Annotated in this window: 17 protein-coding genes; 16 read left to right on the plus strand and 1 reads right to left on the minus strand. The window is 42.5% G+C overall.

Features of this window, described 5'->3' with window-relative positions:
• Positions 1 to 255: 255 nt before the first annotated feature.
• The 14 genes from rimP to AC0VZ9_RS10315 all read left to right on the plus strand — a co-directional run bounded on the left by rimP (position 256) and on the right by AC0VZ9_RS10315 (position 13,379).
• Positions 256 to 723, plus strand: coding sequence for a ribosome maturation factor RimP (gene rimP / locus AC0VZ9_RS10250; RefSeq protein ID WP_009330707.1), 468 nt, complete (start codon positions 256 to 258; stop codon positions 721 to 723).
• Positions 724 to 982: 259 nt separating this feature from the next.
• Complete coding sequence (gene nusA / locus AC0VZ9_RS10255; RefSeq protein WP_019381780.1) at positions 983 to 2,140, plus strand: transcription termination factor NusA; 1,158 nt, start codon at positions 983 to 985, stop codon at positions 2,138 to 2,140.
• 17 nt (positions 2,141 to 2,157) lie between these two features.
• On the plus strand, positions 2,158 to 2,442 hold the full coding sequence (gene rnpM / locus AC0VZ9_RS10260) for an RNase P modulator RnpM (protein ID WP_009330705.1): 285 nt from the start codon (positions 2,158 to 2,160) through the stop codon (positions 2,440 to 2,442).
• Positions 2,439 to 2,741, plus strand: coding sequence for a YlxQ family RNA-binding protein (locus AC0VZ9_RS10265; protein ID WP_009330704.1), 303 nt, complete (start codon positions 2,439 to 2,441; stop codon positions 2,739 to 2,741). The genes rnpM and AC0VZ9_RS10265 overlap by 4 nt, the downstream gene beginning before the upstream one ends.
• Positions 2,742 to 2,760: 19 nt before the next feature.
• Positions 2,761 to 4,998 (plus strand): translation initiation factor IF-2, encoded by a 2,238-nt coding sequence (gene infB, locus AC0VZ9_RS10270; RefSeq protein ID WP_009330703.1) that lies wholly within the window; start codon positions 2,761 to 2,763, stop codon positions 4,996 to 4,998.
• A complete protein-coding gene (locus AC0VZ9_RS10275) occupies positions 4,998 to 5,279 on the plus strand; it encodes a DUF503 domain-containing protein (protein WP_009330702.1) in 282 nt (93 codons plus the stop codon). Before infB ends, AC0VZ9_RS10275 begins: the two co-directional genes overlap by 1 nt.
• A 16-nt stretch (positions 5,280 to 5,295) precedes the next feature.
• Entirely contained in the window at positions 5,296 to 5,676 is a 381-nt protein-coding gene (rbfA, locus tag AC0VZ9_RS10280; protein ID WP_009330701.1) for a 30S ribosome-binding factor RbfA, read from the plus strand.
• A gap of 63 nt (positions 5,677 to 5,739) precedes the next feature.
• Entirely contained in the window at positions 5,740 to 6,657 is a 918-nt protein-coding gene (gene truB / locus AC0VZ9_RS10285; RefSeq protein WP_009330700.1) for a tRNA pseudouridine(55) synthase TruB, read from the plus strand.
• Positions 6,658 to 6,722: 65 nt separating this feature from the next.
• The gene (gene ribF / locus AC0VZ9_RS10290; RefSeq protein WP_009330699.1) at positions 6,723 to 7,673 is read left to right on the plus strand and encodes a bifunctional riboflavin kinase/FAD synthetase; all 951 of its coding nucleotides are present in this window, start codon (positions 6,723 to 6,725) and stop codon (positions 7,671 to 7,673) included.
• A 122-nt stretch (positions 7,674 to 7,795) separates the two neighbouring features.
• Complete coding sequence (gene rpsO, locus AC0VZ9_RS10295) at positions 7,796 to 8,065, plus strand: 30S ribosomal protein S15 (protein WP_009330698.1); 270 nt, start codon at positions 7,796 to 7,798, stop codon at positions 8,063 to 8,065.
• Positions 8,066 to 8,382: 317 nt separating this feature from the next.
• Complete coding sequence (gene pnp / locus AC0VZ9_RS10300) at positions 8,383 to 10,503, plus strand: polyribonucleotide nucleotidyltransferase (RefSeq protein WP_009330697.1); 2,121 nt, start codon at positions 8,383 to 8,385, stop codon at positions 10,501 to 10,503.
• Between the two features lie 180 nt (positions 10,504 to 10,683).
• Complete coding sequence (locus AC0VZ9_RS10305) at positions 10,684 to 11,700, plus strand: polysaccharide deacetylase family protein (RefSeq protein WP_475397327.1); 1,017 nt, start codon at positions 10,684 to 10,686, stop codon at positions 11,698 to 11,700.
• Between the two features lie 40 nt (positions 11,701 to 11,740).
• Positions 11,741 to 12,976 carry a M16 family metallopeptidase gene (locus AC0VZ9_RS10310; protein WP_009330695.1) on the plus strand — a complete coding sequence of 412 codons (1,236 nt, stop codon included), beginning with the start codon at positions 11,741 to 11,743 and terminating at the stop codon, positions 12,974 to 12,976.
• 148 nt (positions 12,977 to 13,124) lie between these two features.
• Complete coding sequence (locus tag AC0VZ9_RS10315; protein ID WP_009330694.1) at positions 13,125 to 13,379, plus strand: YlmC/YmxH family sporulation protein; 255 nt, start codon at positions 13,125 to 13,127, stop codon at positions 13,377 to 13,379.
• Positions 13,380 to 13,472: 93 nt separating this feature from the next.
• Here AC0VZ9_RS10315 and AC0VZ9_RS10320 read toward each other — a convergent pair whose 3' ends face one another.
• Positions 13,473 to 13,775 (minus strand): hypothetical protein, encoded by a 303-nt coding sequence (locus tag AC0VZ9_RS10320; RefSeq protein WP_157380159.1) that lies wholly within the window; start codon positions 13,773 to 13,775, stop codon positions 13,473 to 13,475.
• On the opposite strand from AC0VZ9_RS10320, the gene dpaA reads away from it, so the two are divergent.
• Both dpaA and dpaB read left to right on the plus strand, forming a co-directional pair.
• Positions 13,747 to 14,649 carry a dipicolinic acid synthetase subunit A gene (dpaA, locus tag AC0VZ9_RS10325; protein ID WP_475397328.1) on the plus strand — a complete coding sequence of 301 codons (903 nt, stop codon included), beginning with the start codon at positions 13,747 to 13,749 and terminating at the stop codon, positions 14,647 to 14,649. The genes AC0VZ9_RS10320 and dpaA overlap by 29 nt on opposite strands.
• Positions 14,646 to 15,245 carry a dipicolinate synthase subunit B gene (gene dpaB, locus AC0VZ9_RS10330; protein ID WP_019381787.1) on the plus strand — a complete coding sequence of 200 codons (600 nt, stop codon included), beginning with the start codon at positions 14,646 to 14,648 and terminating at the stop codon, positions 15,243 to 15,245. The genes dpaA and dpaB overlap by 4 nt, the downstream gene beginning before the upstream one ends.
• The last annotated feature ends 58 nt before the right edge of the window (positions 15,246 to 15,303 follow it).

Here is a 15,303-nt window from a genome sequence, read left to right on the forward strand (position 1 = left end):
TCCTGAAGATTGTTTTCGTAAGTTTTGTTGCTTTTTGTATATTATTTGCTGAGTTGATTGTAGCGGAAGGTGCGAAGACTTATGCGGGAGAGGCTCACCGCCCGCCACGCGGTTCGCTGAGCAGCCTGGAGCGAAAATCAAAGGACAATATAGATAGATGAAAAACAACAATATATCCGAAAAAGTCTTCCTGTATATCAAAATAAAACTTTTGTAAAACAAGAGCTAAGAATCCAGTAAAAAGGAGGGAAATGAATGAGCAAAGTGACTGAAACGGTGGAACAACTGGTCACCCCTATTGTGGATGAACTTAATTTAGAATTAGTCGACATTGAATATGTAAAAGAAGGGAAAGACTGGTTCCTTCGCGTATTTATTGATAAAGAAACTGGTGTTGATATCGAGGAATGCGGAACGGTCAGTGAAAGGCTTAGTGAAAAGCTTGATGCTGAAGATCCGATTCCTTACAACTATTTCTTGGAAGTTTCATCGCCGGGAGCTGAACGCCCTCTAAAGAAAGACAGTGATTTTGTTAAGGCAGTTGGCAAGAATGTTTTCATAAAAACATACGAGCCGATTGATGGAGAAAAGACGTTCGAAGGTGTATTAACCCAATTTGACGGGGAGACCGTTACGGTTGAAGTGACAATCAAAACAAGGAAGAAAAGGATCGAAATTCCTTATGAGAAGGTAGCGAATGCCCGTTTAGCCGTTGTTTTCTAATGACGGCTGATTGCGGGCTTGCTTATTAAGAAAAGCGGAAGCGTCTTGCCCACGAAGGAACGCAGACTAAGAGCGCCGTGTCCTGTGGCAACGTCTGCATGACCCTCATCCTGGGGCCTCACCTCGAGGGGGTAGGCAGCTTGCGCTAGACAGTTATTGACGTTCAAAAACCAATACTTACTTGTCTTATTAATTAAAGCAAATTGCTACTTTAGAGTTGATCATTTTTATAAGAGAAATAAAGGGGGATATAAATCTCATGAGCAGTGAACTTTTGGATGCTCTGACATTGCTTGAGAAAGAAAAAGGCATTTCTCGCGATGTGATTATCGAAGCAATTGAAGCTGCATTGGTGTCAGCCTACCGCAGAAACTTTAACCAGGCACAGAATGTGCGCATTGATTTAAACCTAGGAAACGGAACGATGAGAGTCTTTGCACGCAAAGAGGTAGTGGATGAAGTATTTGATCCGCGTCTTGAAATTTCAGTTGAAGATGCTCAAAAGATCAACCCGAACTACCAGGTGGAAGATGTCGTCGAAATGGAAGTAACTCCTAAGGACTTTGGGCGCATTGCTGCCCAAACGGCCAAACAGGTTGTTACACAGCGTGTCCGTGAAGCGGAGAGAGGCATCATTTATTCTGAATTTATCGACCGTGAAGAAGATATCATGACGGGAATTGTTCAGCGTACAGATCCTAAGTTCATCTATGTGAGCCTTGGAAAGATTGAAGCAATCCTTCCGGCGAACGAACAAATGCCAAATGAGCGTTATCAGCCCCATGACCGCATTAAAGTCTTTATTACAAAAGTAGAAAAGACAACAAAAGGACCACAAATCTTTGTTAGCAGAACGCATCCTGGTCTGCTGAAGAGATTATTTGAAATTGAAGTTCCAGAAATTTATGATGGAACTGTTGAAATCAAATCTGTTGCGCGTGAAGCAGGGGACCGTTCTAAGATCTCCGTACATTCAGACAATGAAGAAGTAGATCCGGTAGGTTCATGTGTAGGCCCTAAGGGAACACGTGTACAGGCGGTAGTAAATGAGCTTAAGGGCGAAAAAATTGATATTGTAAAGTGGTCTTCAGATCCGGTAGTTTTCGTTGCAAATGCACTTAGTCCTTCAAAGGTGCTTGACGTAATCGTAAATGAAGATGACAAAGCAACAACAGTTGTAGTCCCGGATTATCAGCTATCCCTGGCAATCGGAAAGCGCGGCCAGAATGCAAGACTTGCAGCCAAGCTTACAGGCTGGAAAATTGATATCAAATCAGAAACAGATGCCCGTGAAGCCGGAATTTATCCGCGGGATGAAACACTGTTGAACTTTGATAATGATGGTTACGAAAACGAAGACTACGAAAATGATGCAGACTTCGATTTTCAGGATAATCTTTTAGAGGGAAAAGAATAGGGAAGAGGTGAATGATCGTGAACAATCGTAAAAAAGTTCCTTTGCGAAAATGTGTCGCTACCGGTGAAATGAGGCCGAAAAAAGAACTCGTTCGCATCGTTCGCTCCAAAGAAGGGGAAGTATCTGTAGACCCGACCGGAAAAAAATCAGGGCGCGGGGCTTATCTTTCCAAAGAAAAGGAAGCAGTTTTATTAGCAAAGAAAAAGAATATCTTAGCCAATCATTTAGAAGTTTCCATAGATGATGCTATCTATGAAGAACTCTTGGAGTTAATAGAGAAGGAGAAACGGCAATCCAAATGAACTCAAATCAATGGATGTCATTGCTTGGCTTAGCCAATCGGGCACGGAAAATTACTTCGGGAGAAGAGCTTGCTGTTAAAGAGATCAGAAATGGCAAAGCAAAGCTTGTTTTGCTGTCTGCAGATGCATCCGCAAATACGGCAAAAAAAGTTACAGATAAATGTAAATCATTCGGGGTTCCTTATAAGCTGATTCAAAACCGGGAAATGCTTGGTAAGGCTATAGGGAAGGAAGCCCGCGTTGTTGTGGCAGTGTTAGATGCCGGATTTGCAAAAAAGCTGTTAACGTTGCTCGATTAATACTAGCGGGGGTGAAAGTATGAGTAAAATGCGCGTATATGAATATGCGAAAAAACATAACATTTCAAGCAAGGATGTTATTACAAAATTAAAAGACATGAATATTGAGGTTTCCAATCATATGACTACGATTGAGCCGGCTGCAGTCCAGAAACTTGACGGCATCTTTATCAAGAATGACAGCCAGTCTCAAAAACAGAGCAAACCTCAAAACCAGCAAAAACCGCAAGGGAATCAAAAACCAGCTTCAAATAATAGTGCTGCCAGTTCAACAGCTGTTAAAGGCAAGCCCCAGAATAAACCAGGTGAAAACAGAAACCAGGGGCAGGGCAGTCAGTCCAGCAATAACCGGGGCAATAACAACAACAATAGAAACAATAATAACAACAATAGAAGCAACAATAACAACAACCGAAACAATAACCGAAACAACAATAAGAATAAAAACAACAAAGGCAAACAGCAGCAGACTTTTGTGGCCCCAGCTCCTAAAAAAGTGAAGGAGCTTCCTTCAAAAATTACTTTCAGCGAATCACTGACTGTAGCGGAACTGGCAAAGAAGCTTCACCGCGAACCTTCTGAAATCATTAAAAAGTTATTCATGCTGGGTGTTATGGCAACCATTAACCAGGATCTTGACAAAGATGCCATTGAGCTGATTGCAGGTGAATATGGTGTAGAAGTAGAAGAAGAGGTGCTGGTTGATACAACCGATCTTGAAGTATACTTCACAGAAGATGAAAATGCCGAACTAGTGGAACGTCCATCTGTTGTAACCATCATGGGACACGTTGACCATGGTAAAACAACATTGCTAGACTCCATCCGCAACACGAAAGTAACAGCGGGAGAAGCTGGCGGGATCACACAGCATATCGGAGCTTATCAAGTTGAAGAGAACGGCAAAAAGATAACCTTCCTTGATACTCCTGGACACGCAGCGTTTACGACTATGCGTGCCCGCGGTGCGAAAATTACCGATATTACAATTCTCGTTGTTGCAGCAGATGATGGTGTTATGCCGCAAACGGTTGAAGCAATCAACCATGCAAAAGCAGCAGAAGTGCCAATCATTGTGGCTGTTAACAAAATGGATAAGGAAGCAGCAAATCCTGACCGTGTCATGCAGGAACTGACTGAACATAACCTAGTTCCTGAGGCATGGGGCGGAGACACAATTTTTGTTCCAATCTCTGCTATAAAAGGCGATGGAATTGATGAACTGCTTGAAATGATTCTTCTTGTAGGTGAAGTGGAAGAATACAAGGCTAATCCTGACCGCAATGCCGTTGGTACAGTTATCGAAGCACAGCTTGACAAAGGACGCGGTTCAGTTGCGACTCTGCTTGTGCAAAACGGTACATTGAAAGTAGGAGATCCAATCGTTGTCGGCAACACATTTGGACGTGTCCGTGCAATGGTTAATGATCTTGGCCGCCGGGTGAAAACTGCCGGACCTTCAACACCTGTTGAAATTACAGGTCTTAACGATGTTCCTCAAGCTGGTGACCGCTTTGCTGTACTTGATGATGAAAAGACAGCCCGCCAGATTGGTGAAGCTCGTGCCCAGCAGGCATTACAGGCCCAAAGAAACGAAAAAACACGCGTAAGTCTTGATAACTTGTTTGAACATATGAAACAAGGGGAAATGAAAGACTTAAACATCGTTGTTAAAGCGGATGTTCAAGGTTCAGCGGAAGCATTAACTGCTGCGCTTCATAAAATAGATGTAGAGGGTGTTAATGTTCGTATCCTTCATACAGGTGTCGGTGCCATTAATGAGTCTGACATCACTTTAGCTGCAGCTTTCAATGCTATTGTCATCGGATTTAATGTACGTCCTGACAATAATGCAAAACGTGCAGCAGAAGCTGAAGATGTGGATATCCGTCTGCACCGCATCATCTACAAAGTAATTGAGGAAATTGAACTGGCGATGCAGGGTATGCTTGACCCTGAGTTCGAAGAAAAAATCATCGGCCAGGCCGAAGTACGCCAGACATTCAAAGTTTCAAAAATCGGTACCATTGCAGGTTCGTATGTCACAGACGGAAAAATCACTCGTGACAGCGGTGTCCGCTTAATCCGCGATGGAGTTGTTATTTTTGAAGGGGAAGTTGATGCTCTTAAGCGATTCAAAGATGACGCTAAAGAAGTAGCTCAAGGCTATGAATGCGGTATTACCATCAAAAACTTCAATGACGTTAAAGAAGGCGACGTTATCGAAGCATATATTATGGAAGAAGTGGAACGTTAATGATAATTGGGCTTGCAGCCTGTGAATGTATCATTTATGACACACATTCTTTGAAAGAGAAACGGGCTGTTTTGCAGCGGATTCTCACCCGGCTGAAGCAAAGATACAATGTATCTGTATCTGAGGTGGACTATCAGGACCTATGGCAGCGGACAAAAATTGCCATTGTGGCCGTTTCGTCCACCCAGGTTTCAACGGAACACGAGCTGCAAAATGCGCTTAAGATGATTGATTCGTTCCCGGAAATAGAACGGACAATTACAGATTTAGAGTGGCTTTAAGAAGAGGTGATATAGAATGAGCCTTAGAGCAAATCGAGTTGGAGAACAAATGAAAAAAGAACTGGGCGAAATCATCGGCAGGAAAATAAAGGACCCGCGGGTTGGATTTGTAACAGTCACCGATGTTCAAGTTACTGGGGATCTCCAGCAGGCAACCGTATTTATCTCAGTTCTGGGTGATGAGGAACAAAGGGAAAATACGCTTCGGGGTCTGGCTAAAGCAAAAGGCTTTATCCGATCTGAAATTGGCCAGCGAATCCGGCTGAGAAAAACGCCGGAAATTCTTTTCGAATTTGATGAATCAATCGACTACGGAAACCGTATAGAATCATTGCTCCATCAAATTCAGGACGAAGGCCGTTCCAAAGATGAGGATCGCTCCAATGAAGAAGAATAATGGAATGGATAGACATTTTGTCTATCCATTTTTTTCTAATTACAAGACAAGGTGGTACATGATATGGAAGGAATTTTGCCGCTTTTTAAACCTAAAGGAATGACATCCCATGATTGTGTCTTTAAGCTTCGGAAGATTTTGCGGATGAAAAAAATCGGCCACACTGGCACACTCGATCCAGACGTAACTGGTGTACTCCCAATCTGCCTTGGGAGGGCAACAAAGGTGGCTGAATACATAACAGATGCTGGAAAGTCATATGAGGGAGAAGTCACAATAGGCTTTTCTACGACAACAGAAGATGCATCAGGAGAAGTCGTGGAGAGAAAAGATGTTACAGCACCTATTGCCAGAAATCAAATAATGGATGCACTTCAAAGTCTGACCGGGGAAATTACTCAGACACCTCCTATGTTTTCAGCAGTAAAAGTGAATGGGAAACGCCTCTATGAATATGCAAGACAGGGAATAGAAGTAGAACGACCGTCCAGGAAAGTTACTATTTACTCTATCGAACTGCTCGATGGCAGAAAAATGTTTGAGGGTGAGAATATTACCTTCCGTTTCCGTGTAGCCTGCAGCAAAGGAACATATATACGTACTCTTGCTGTCATGATTGGAAGTGAACTGGGATACCCTGCTCATATGTCTGAGCTGGTCAGAATCCAGTCTGCCTCATTGACACTTGATGATTGCCTGACTTTTGAAGAAATAGAAGAAAGAGTGGAGAAGGGGACAATGGACGAGGTTCTTCGTCCTATGGAAGCCGCGCTTTCTCATTTGCCGAAATTTCAAATAAGTGATAAAGTAGCAGAGAAAGTAAAAAATGGGGCTGTATTAACTATCCCTGATCATTTGCATAACACTAAAGGGCCAATTGCAGTGGAAACAGAGGCAGGCCTCGTGCTGGCTATCTATGAGCATCATCCGCGCAAACCTGGGATGATGAAGCCAGTAAAGGTGTTAAGAAATGATCAATAAGCACTCGTTAAAAAGCTGTGCATTTTTATAGGTCCAGGCTCTGTAGAAAAAGGTGAATCAATAATATGGAAGTTATTCATATAAATCATCCCCATCGAATGGATAGAACCGTATTGCCTGAAATGGCAATAGCACTTGGATATTTTGATGGTGTTCATCTGGGTCACCAGAAAGTCATCCGTGAAGCAAAATCAATAGCGGAACAAAAAGGATTAAAAAGTGCTGTTATGACATTTGACCCGCATCCATCGGTTGTCTTGGGGAAAAGCGTTCAGCATGTGGAGTATATTACGCCTCTTGAGGATAAAATTGCTATCATGGCTGATTTGGGCATAGATTATTTGTTTATCATCAATTTTACATGGGAGTTTGCAAATCTCCTGCCGCAGGAGTTTGTTGATCAATACCTGATTGGTCTTAATGCAAAGCATGTTGTAGCAGGCTTTGATTATTCCTATGGGAGAATGGGGCGCGGTACAATGGAAACACTATTGTTCCATTCAAGGGATCAATTTGATTATTCGGTCGTTGCAAAGCTTGCAAAAGAAGACGAAAAAATCAGCTCTACGCTTATAAGGAAATACATCCGGGAAGGGAAAACAGCTGAGCTTCCCGACCTTTTAGGAAGATATTATAAAACATCAGGTACCGTTATCCATGGCGATAAGAGGGGCCGTACAATCGGCTTTCCTACTGCGAACGTGGATGTTTCGGATGACTGTATCATCCCACCGCCAGGTGTATATGCTGTGAGATTCTTAGTAGATGGCAGCTGGTATGAAGGGGTATGCAATGTTGGCTACAAACCTACCTTTAATAAGGAAAAGGGGGACAGGCCATCGGTTGAAGTCCATATTTTTGATTTCTCTTCAGATATTTATGGCAGGAAAGTTACGGTTGAATGGCATAAACATCTTAGAAATGAAAGGAAATTTGCTGGCGTTCAGGAATTAATCGCCCAAATTGCGAAGGATAAACAGCAGACTGAGCAATATTTTGAGAAAAACAGGGTTTAGCCTTGCTTTTTGTCATAAAAAGTTGTATTCTAAGTAACGTACCAAATGAACCTTTGCTTGGCAAGTCGAGTCACCGACGCTTGCTCAGTAACAGGGGATTGAAAATTTAGGAGGTGAACCGGATGGCAATCACTAAAGAACGTAAAAATGAGCTAATCAATGAGTTCAAAACTCATGAAAGCGACACTGGATCTCCAGAAGTTCAAATCGCTGTCCTTACTGAAGAAATCAACAATTTGAACGACCATTTACGTACTCACAAGAAAGACCACCATTCACGTCGCGGTCTTTTGAAAATGGTTGGTAAGCGCCGTAACCTATTAACTTACCTTCGCAACAAAGACGTTGCTCGTTACCGTGAGTTAATTAATAAGCTTGGCTTACGTCGATAATCAACAGAAGCGGGATTTTTTCCCGCTTTTTTATTAGCTTTAAAAACTTGAATTTTGTTCCTAATCATGTACATACATAAGTTATTCTTATTTTAGCAAACGGAAAAATTGTGCATACTATAAGATGCCTAATTTTATTATGATTAAAGAGCATTTCATGCTTTTATATAAAACTGGACTGCTGGCAATGCAGAGGATATCAGTCTATGCTGATGTCATGGCAGGATTATCTGCAGCTAATGCAGGATAAATAACAATTGAACGGACCAGGCAGAATAGACGCCTGTCCTTAAGTGAAAGCAGAGAGGGGTACAAATATGGGACAAGATAAACATGTCTACAGCCTTGAGTGGGCTGGGCGCAAATTGACCGTTGAGATTGGCCAGCTTGCAAAACAGGCTAACGGTGCAGTTTTAGTGCGCTATGGCGATACTGTAGTATTAAGTACTGCTACAGCATCAAAAGAACCGAAAAATCTGGATTTCTTTCCGCTGACAGTTAACTATGAAGAACGTTTATATGCTGTTGGTAAGATTCCCGGCGGGTTTATTAAGAGAGAGGGACGTCCAAGTGAAAAAGCGATTTTGGCCAGCCGCTTGATTGACAGGCCAATCCGTCCATTATTCGCTGACGGTTTCAGAAATGATGTACAGGTTGTAAGCATGGTGATGAGTGTGGATCAAAACTGCTCATCTGAAATGGCTGCAATGTTTGGGTCATCATTAGCTCTTTCTGTGTCGGATATTCCATTCGGCGGACCGATTGCAGGGGTCAGCGTAGGGCGCATCGATGGAGAATTCATCATTAATCCATCTGTGGATCAGGCTGAAAAGAGCGATATCAGCCTGGTTGTAGCCGGTACAAAAGATGCAATTAACATGGTAGAAGCAGGTGCAGATGAAGTGCCTGAAGAAACAATGCTTGAGGCGATTATGTTTGGCCATGAGGAAATCAAACGCCTTATTGCTTTCCAGGAAGAAATTGCGTCTGAAATCGGCAAAGAGAAAATGGAAATTGTTCTATACCAGGTTGATCAGGACCTTGAGGCTGAAGTACGCGGCATCTGTGAGAAAGATATGATTCAAGCTATCCAGGTGCAGGAGAAGCATGCCCGAGAAGCTGCCATTAAAGCCGTTAAAGAACAAATTACAGCTAAATATGAAGGTGAAGAAGCAGACGATGACAAGCTGAAGCAAATCAGGCAGATTCTTGATAAAATTGTTAAAGCTGAAGTGAGGCGTCTAATAACAGAAGATAAAGTTCGCCCGGATGGACGCGGATTGGATGTTATCCGCCCGCTATCATCAGAGGTAGGCCTTCTGCCGCGCACACATGGTTCCGGTTTGTTTACACGCGGACAAACTCAGGCTCTGAGCATTTGTACATTAGGAGCTCTTGGAGATGTACAGATTCTTGATGGTCTGGGCATTGAAGAAGAAAAGAGATTCATGCACCACTACAATTTCCCTAACTTCAGTGTAGGTGAAACTGGGCCAATTAGAGGGCCAGGACGCCGCGAAATCGGACATGGAGCTCTTGGAGAACGCGCTCTTGAGCCGATCATTCCATCTGAAAAGGATTTCCCTTATACAATCCGTCTAGTATCAGAGGTATTAGAGTCCAATGGTTCAACATCACAGGCAAGTATTTGTGCAAGTACATTGGCAATGATGGATGCAGGTGTGCCTATTAAAGCGCCAGTTGCCGGTATAGCAATGGGTCTTATTAAATCAGGCGAGCATTATTCAATCCTGACAGACATTCAGGGTATGGAAGACCACCTGGGTGACATGGACTTCAAAGTGGCGGGTACATCCAAGGGTGTTACTGCCCTGCAAATGGATATTAAAATTGAAGGTTTGTCTCGTGAGATTCTTGAGGAAGCATTGCAGCAGGCGAAAAAAGGCCGCATGCAGATTCTTGATTCCATGCTGAGCACTATTGGGCAGCCAAGAAAAGAGCTGTCTGAATATGCTCCTAAGATTCTGATGATGTCAATTAACCCTGATAAAATCCGTGATGTCATTGGGCCAAGCGGGAAGCAGATCAATAAGATCATTGAAGAAACAGGCGTTAAGATTGATATCGAACAAGATGGCACAGTATTCATCTCATCTGTAGATGAAGAGATGAATCAAAAAGCGAAGAAGATTATTGAAGATATCGTACGTGAAGTGGAAGTTGGACAAATGTATCTTGGCAAGGTGAAACGAATTGAAAAATTCGGTGCATTTGTTGAAATCTTCTCCGGTAAAGATGGTTTGGTTCACATTTCTGAACTTGCTGAAGAGCGTGTAGGAAAAGTGGAAGATGTTGTATCCATCGGTGACGAACTTCTCGTAAAAGTTACTGAAATCGATAAGCAAGGCCGCGTAAACCTTTCCCGCAAAGCCGTATTGCGTGAACAGCGTGAGCAAAAGGAAAAAGCACAGCAATAATACTAACCTCTATTTAGAAGAGAAGCATTTTGCTGGGCTGAATTTCCTAGAAGCCAGGGGAAACCCTGGCTTTTTACATATACGAATATCCATGGGGGCGTTTGCCCTATACCTTTGTAATTTGCTTCCGTTCTACCTTGTCCCTTTGAATCATACTATGAATTGAAGGAGGCATGAAGAATGAGAAAGTTTATCCATATCGCCATCATGTTTGTTATGGCACTTGCTTTTATCAATAATCCTTTTACTGATCAGTATGTATCTGGCCTCAAACAGGAGACGGGAGCCGTACCTGTTTCCAAGTCTAAGGATTTACTTTATGAAGAGATTACAGCAAAAAAAGATGAATACAGCATTCCTGCACAGGATGCAAAAATAGACCGTGTATGGAAAGCCATTCCAGGGCTTAACGGAATTGAAGTAGATGTTGAGGCATCTTATAAAAAGATGAAATCAGAGAAGAGGTTCAATGAAGATAAGCTTGTATTTAAACAGATTGAACCGAAGGTGAAGCTAAAGGACCTCCCTCCGTCACCTGTATATAAAGGCCATCCCGATAAACCGATGGTCAGTTTCATTATCAATGTGGCATGGGGAAATGAATATTTGTCCGGTATGCTGGCAACTTTAAAGGAACATAATGTGTCAGCAAGTTTCTTTCTTGAAGGAAGATGGGTAAAGAATAATCCGGAACTTGCCAGAATGATTATGGATGCAGGACATGAAGTGGGCAACCACTCGTACACTCATCCGGATATGAAGGTGATCTCTTCTGCTAAAACAAGGGAAGAAATCCAAAAGACAAATGATGTGATTGAAGCCACGATGGATGAAAAACTGAGTAAGCCCATTACATGGTTTGCTCCTCCAAGTGGCAGCTATAGAGATGAAACAGTGAAGATTGCTGCTGAGAAGAACCTCGGCACTGTTATGTGGACTGTTGATACAGTGGATTGGAAAAAGCCATCCCCGGATGTGCTGATAAATAGGGTGTTATCAAAGGTTCATAATGGAGCACTGATTCTGATGCACCCTACTGACTCCACCGAAAAATCACTCGATAGACTTATTACGGGGCTTAAGCAAAAGAACCTTCAGATTGGAACTGTATCCGAATTGTTAAGCGAGAAGAGAATCCAGAATCGGGAAAATAATAATCAGGATTTTGGAAAAAATAACAATAATAATATAAACTAATGGACGTATGTCTTTGGGTTTCAGAACAGGAGGAATTTACTTGATCAAGAAATATACATGCCAAAACGGAGTAAGAGTCGTACTAGAAAACATTCCAACCGTCCGTTCTGTTGCGATCGGAGTATGGATCGGAACAGGTTCACGAAACGAGATTCCCGAAAATAATGGAATCTCTCATTTCCTCGAGCACATGTTTTTTAAGGGAACGAAAACAAGATCAGCCCGGGAAATTGCCGAGAGCTTTGATAGCATTGGCGGCCAGGTGAACGCATTCACCTCAAAAGAATATACATGTTATTACGCAAAAGTACTCGATACCCATTCTGACTTTGCTCTTGAAGTCCTTTCTGATATGTTTTTTAACTCCACGTTTGTGGATGAGGAACTGAACAAAGAAAAGAATGTTGTTTATGAAGAAATCAAAATGTATGAAGACACGCCTGATGATATTGTACATGATCTTTTGAGTAAGGCAATCTATGAGAACCACTCTCTTGGCTATCCGATCCTTGGCACTGAGGGAACGCTAGCCACGTTTAATGGTGAAACATTAAAGCAGTATATGCATGAAACCTATACACCTGAAAACGTTGTGATTTCCATTGCCGGAAATATCAATGAGTCTTTCATCAAAGAAGTAGAAAAATATTTTGGATCCTATGAAGGCGGAAATAGAGAACGCTCAGAGCAGAAGCCAGAATTCCATTCAAACCATCTTGCCCGTAAAAAGGATACCGAGCAGGCACATCTTTGCTTGGGGTTCGAGGGGCTGCAGGTAGGGCATGAGGATATATACAATCTGATTGTTTTAAATAATATTTTGGGCGGAAGCATGAGCAGCCGCTTATTCCAGGATGTCAGGGAACAAAAAGGATTGGCATATTCTGTTTTCTCTTATCATTCTGCCTTCCAGGATAGCGGTATAGTGACGCTATACGGCGGAACAGGCGCTAAACAGCTGGATGTACTGTTTGATACGATTCAGGAAACTCTTGCCACTCTTAAAAAAGAAGGCATCACAGATAAAGAGCTGAATAACAGTAAAGAACAGCTTAAAGGAAGCTTGATGCTTAGCCTTGAAAGTACAAACAGCAGAATGAGCCGGAATGGCAAAAACGAACTGCTGCTGGGCCGCCATCGTTCTATGGATGAAATTGTAGAAGAAATCGATGCAGTTTCCATGCAAGGCGTGAATGACATGGCGAAGTCCATTTTCACAGAGCATTACTCTGTGGCTTTAATCAGCCCGGAGGGAGAACTTCCGAAAAACCTTTAATAAGTTTGTTGTGTCCCGATTGCAAAACCGGAAATCAACATGAGAGAAACAGCCTGTATTCTGCAGGCTGTTTTCTTTTGTCTTGGACTTCTAAAACTTCTCCCAGAACGATAAAAATATAGAGAAAGAGAAAAGAGGAGGGCAGAGGATGAGATTAAGTGAGCTGAGCGGAAAGGAAATCGTGGATGTGAAGCGTGCGGAACGGCTTGGGGTGCTTGGGCAGACAGATCTTGAAATAAATGAAAAAAGTGGACAGATCCAGGCATTGCTCATTCCTTCATTAAAGTGGTTCGGCTTCAAGCGGCAAGGAGACGAAATTCGGGTATCATGGCAGCATATAAGAAAGATAGGCAATGACATGATCATTATTGATATTCCGGAAAATGATGGTCAGCAGGAATAATCTTGAAAGAAGGGCCGATTAGGTCCTTTTTGTTTTTTGGAATCTCATCTCCTTAATGTCTAAAAATTTCTTTCCACGCTGATCCATTTTCTTTTAAATGGAAAACTCACCTATTGCCCCCTTCATACATAAGATGTTGAAGTAGTTCAATACAACAATTCCCTTATGGTTATTAGATGAATTGCCGGCCAAAAAAACGCCACATTTCGTATAAGATAAATCTGCTTGTGCAATTGCTGTCTCGTGCCGCAGCTGTTGTATAGTGGCGATGCCGGTGCGAGGATATTTTTTACCAGGAGTCATGCGGTCATTGGCTTCAAAAATAAATGCTTTCTTAAAAAGAAAGAAAAAAGAAGGTGAGTGTTGCATGCTGACAGGAACCCAAATAGCAGTCATCGGCGGTGATGCAAGGCAGCTCGAAATCATCCGGAAACTGACTGAGCTTGATGCAAAGCTCTCATTAATCGGATTTGAGCAGCTGGATCATGCGTTCTCTGGTGCGGTAAAAGAAAAAATAGATGAAGTGGATTTTTCCCATATAGACGCGATTATTTTGCCTGTTCCCGGCACGGGCCTTGAGGGGCAGATTGAAACAATTTTTTCCAATGAAAAGGTGACTCTTGAAGAGGAAATTCTCTCGCAGACTCCAGCACACTGTACAGTTTATTCCGGCATAACCAACTCGTATTTAACAGGAGTTACCAAGTCGGCAGACCGCCGTCTTGTTCAATTATTTGAAAGAGATGATGTAGCCATTTACAATTCAATTCCAACAGTAGAAGGAACTATCATGATGGCGATCCAGCATACTGATTTCACCATTCATGGATCTAATATAGCCGTAATCGGCCTTGGCAGAGTTGGAATGAGTGTAGCAAGAACCTTTCGTGCACTGGGTGCAAAAGTAAAGGTAGGCGCGAGAAAAAGTGAACACATTGCCCGGATAACAGAAATGGGTCTTACCCCATTCAACCTGAAAGAGATTGAAGATGCTGTAAAAGATGTTGATATTTGCATAAATACTGCTCCTCATTTAGTTGTAACAGCGTCCGTCATTTCGAAAATGCCTACACATACGCTTATCATTGACCTGGCTTCAAAGCCCGGAGGAACCGATTTTCGCTATGCGGAAAAACGGGGAGTGAAAGCGCTGCTCGCACCAGGCCTGCCTGGAATCGTTGCTCCGAAAACAGCGGGGCAGATACTGGCGAATGTTCTTTCTCAATTGGTTATGGAAGATTTGCAAAAGAGAAAGGGGAATACAAAATGAGTTTGAAAGGAAAAAGAATCGGATTTGGTTTAACAGGATCACATTGCACATACGATGCAGTGTTTCCGGAAATAGAAAGGCTCGTTCTTGCAGGGGCTGAAGTGCTTCCGGTTGTAACCTTTACGGTAAAGAGCACTGAGACTAGATTCGGGAAAGGGGAAGACTGGGTTCAAAGAATTGAAGATCTGACTGGAAATAAAGTGATCGATTCAATTGTGAAAGCGGAACCGCTGGGACCTAAGATACCTCTGGATTGTATGGTGATTGCCCCGCTAACTGGAAATACCATGAGCAAATTTGCCAATGCCATGACCGATTCGCCCGTCCTGATGGCAGCAAAGGCAACATTAAGAAACGGCAAACCAGTTGTGCTCGGAATATCCACCAATGATGCATTGGGTTTAAACGGGGTAAACTTAATGAGACTAATGGCTACGAAAAATATTTATTTTATTCCATATGGCCAGGACGATCCTGTAAAGAAGCCAAATTCAATGGTGGCAAGAATGACAGCATTATCTGACACAGTGATTCATGCCATGGAAGGCAAGCAGCTGCAGCCTGTTTTAGTGGAAAGATATAAAGACGAAAGTTAGCCCCCTATTTTTTCTAGCAAAAATTTTTAGTCCTTTAGTGAACGAATATGTTAGAATA

The organism is Cytobacillus sp. QJM3NY_8 (assembly GCF_056173585.1).

Excerpts from the sequence above, each read along its gene's own strand:
- AC0VZ9_RS10320 (WP_157380159.1), bottom strand. The coding sequence starts at position 13,775 with ATGACTGCTATTTGGGTTCCTGTCAGCATGCAACACTCACCTTCTTTT.
- dpaB (WP_019381787.1), top strand. The coding sequence starts at position 14,646 with ATGAGTTTGAAAGGAAAAAGAATCGGATTTGGTTTAACAGGATCACAT.
- ribF (WP_009330699.1), top strand. The coding sequence starts at position 6,723 with ATGGAAGTTATTCATATAAATCATCCCCATCGAATGGATAGAACCGTA.
- rimP (WP_009330707.1), top strand. The coding sequence starts at position 256 with ATGAGCAAAGTGACTGAAACGGTGGAACAACTGGTCACCCCTATTGTG.
- AC0VZ9_RS10315 (WP_009330694.1), top strand. The coding sequence starts at position 13,125 with ATGAGATTAAGTGAGCTGAGCGGAAAGGAAATCGTGGATGTGAAGCGT.
- AC0VZ9_RS10265 (WP_009330704.1), top strand. The coding sequence starts at position 2,439 with ATGAACTCAAATCAATGGATGTCATTGCTTGGCTTAGCCAATCGGGCA.
- infB (WP_009330703.1), top strand. The coding sequence starts at position 2,761 with ATGAGTAAAATGCGCGTATATGAATATGCGAAAAAACATAACATTTCA.
- rpsO (WP_009330698.1), top strand. The coding sequence starts at position 7,796 with ATGGCAATCACTAAAGAACGTAAAAATGAGCTAATCAATGAGTTCAAA.
- dpaA (WP_475397328.1), top strand. The coding sequence starts at position 13,747 with ATGCTGACAGGAACCCAAATAGCAGTCATCGGCGGTGATGCAAGGCAG.
- pnp (WP_009330697.1), top strand. The coding sequence starts at position 8,383 with ATGGGACAAGATAAACATGTCTACAGCCTTGAGTGGGCTGGGCGCAAA.
- AC0VZ9_RS10275 (WP_009330702.1), top strand. The coding sequence starts at position 4,998 with ATGATAATTGGGCTTGCAGCCTGTGAATGTATCATTTATGACACACAT.
- rbfA (WP_009330701.1), top strand. The coding sequence starts at position 5,296 with ATGAGCCTTAGAGCAAATCGAGTTGGAGAACAAATGAAAAAAGAACTG.
- AC0VZ9_RS10305 (WP_475397327.1), top strand. The coding sequence starts at position 10,684 with ATGAGAAAGTTTATCCATATCGCCATCATGTTTGTTATGGCACTTGCT.
- truB (WP_009330700.1), top strand. The coding sequence starts at position 5,740 with ATGGAAGGAATTTTGCCGCTTTTTAAACCTAAAGGAATGACATCCCAT.
- nusA (WP_019381780.1), top strand. The coding sequence starts at position 983 with ATGAGCAGTGAACTTTTGGATGCTCTGACATTGCTTGAGAAAGAAAAA.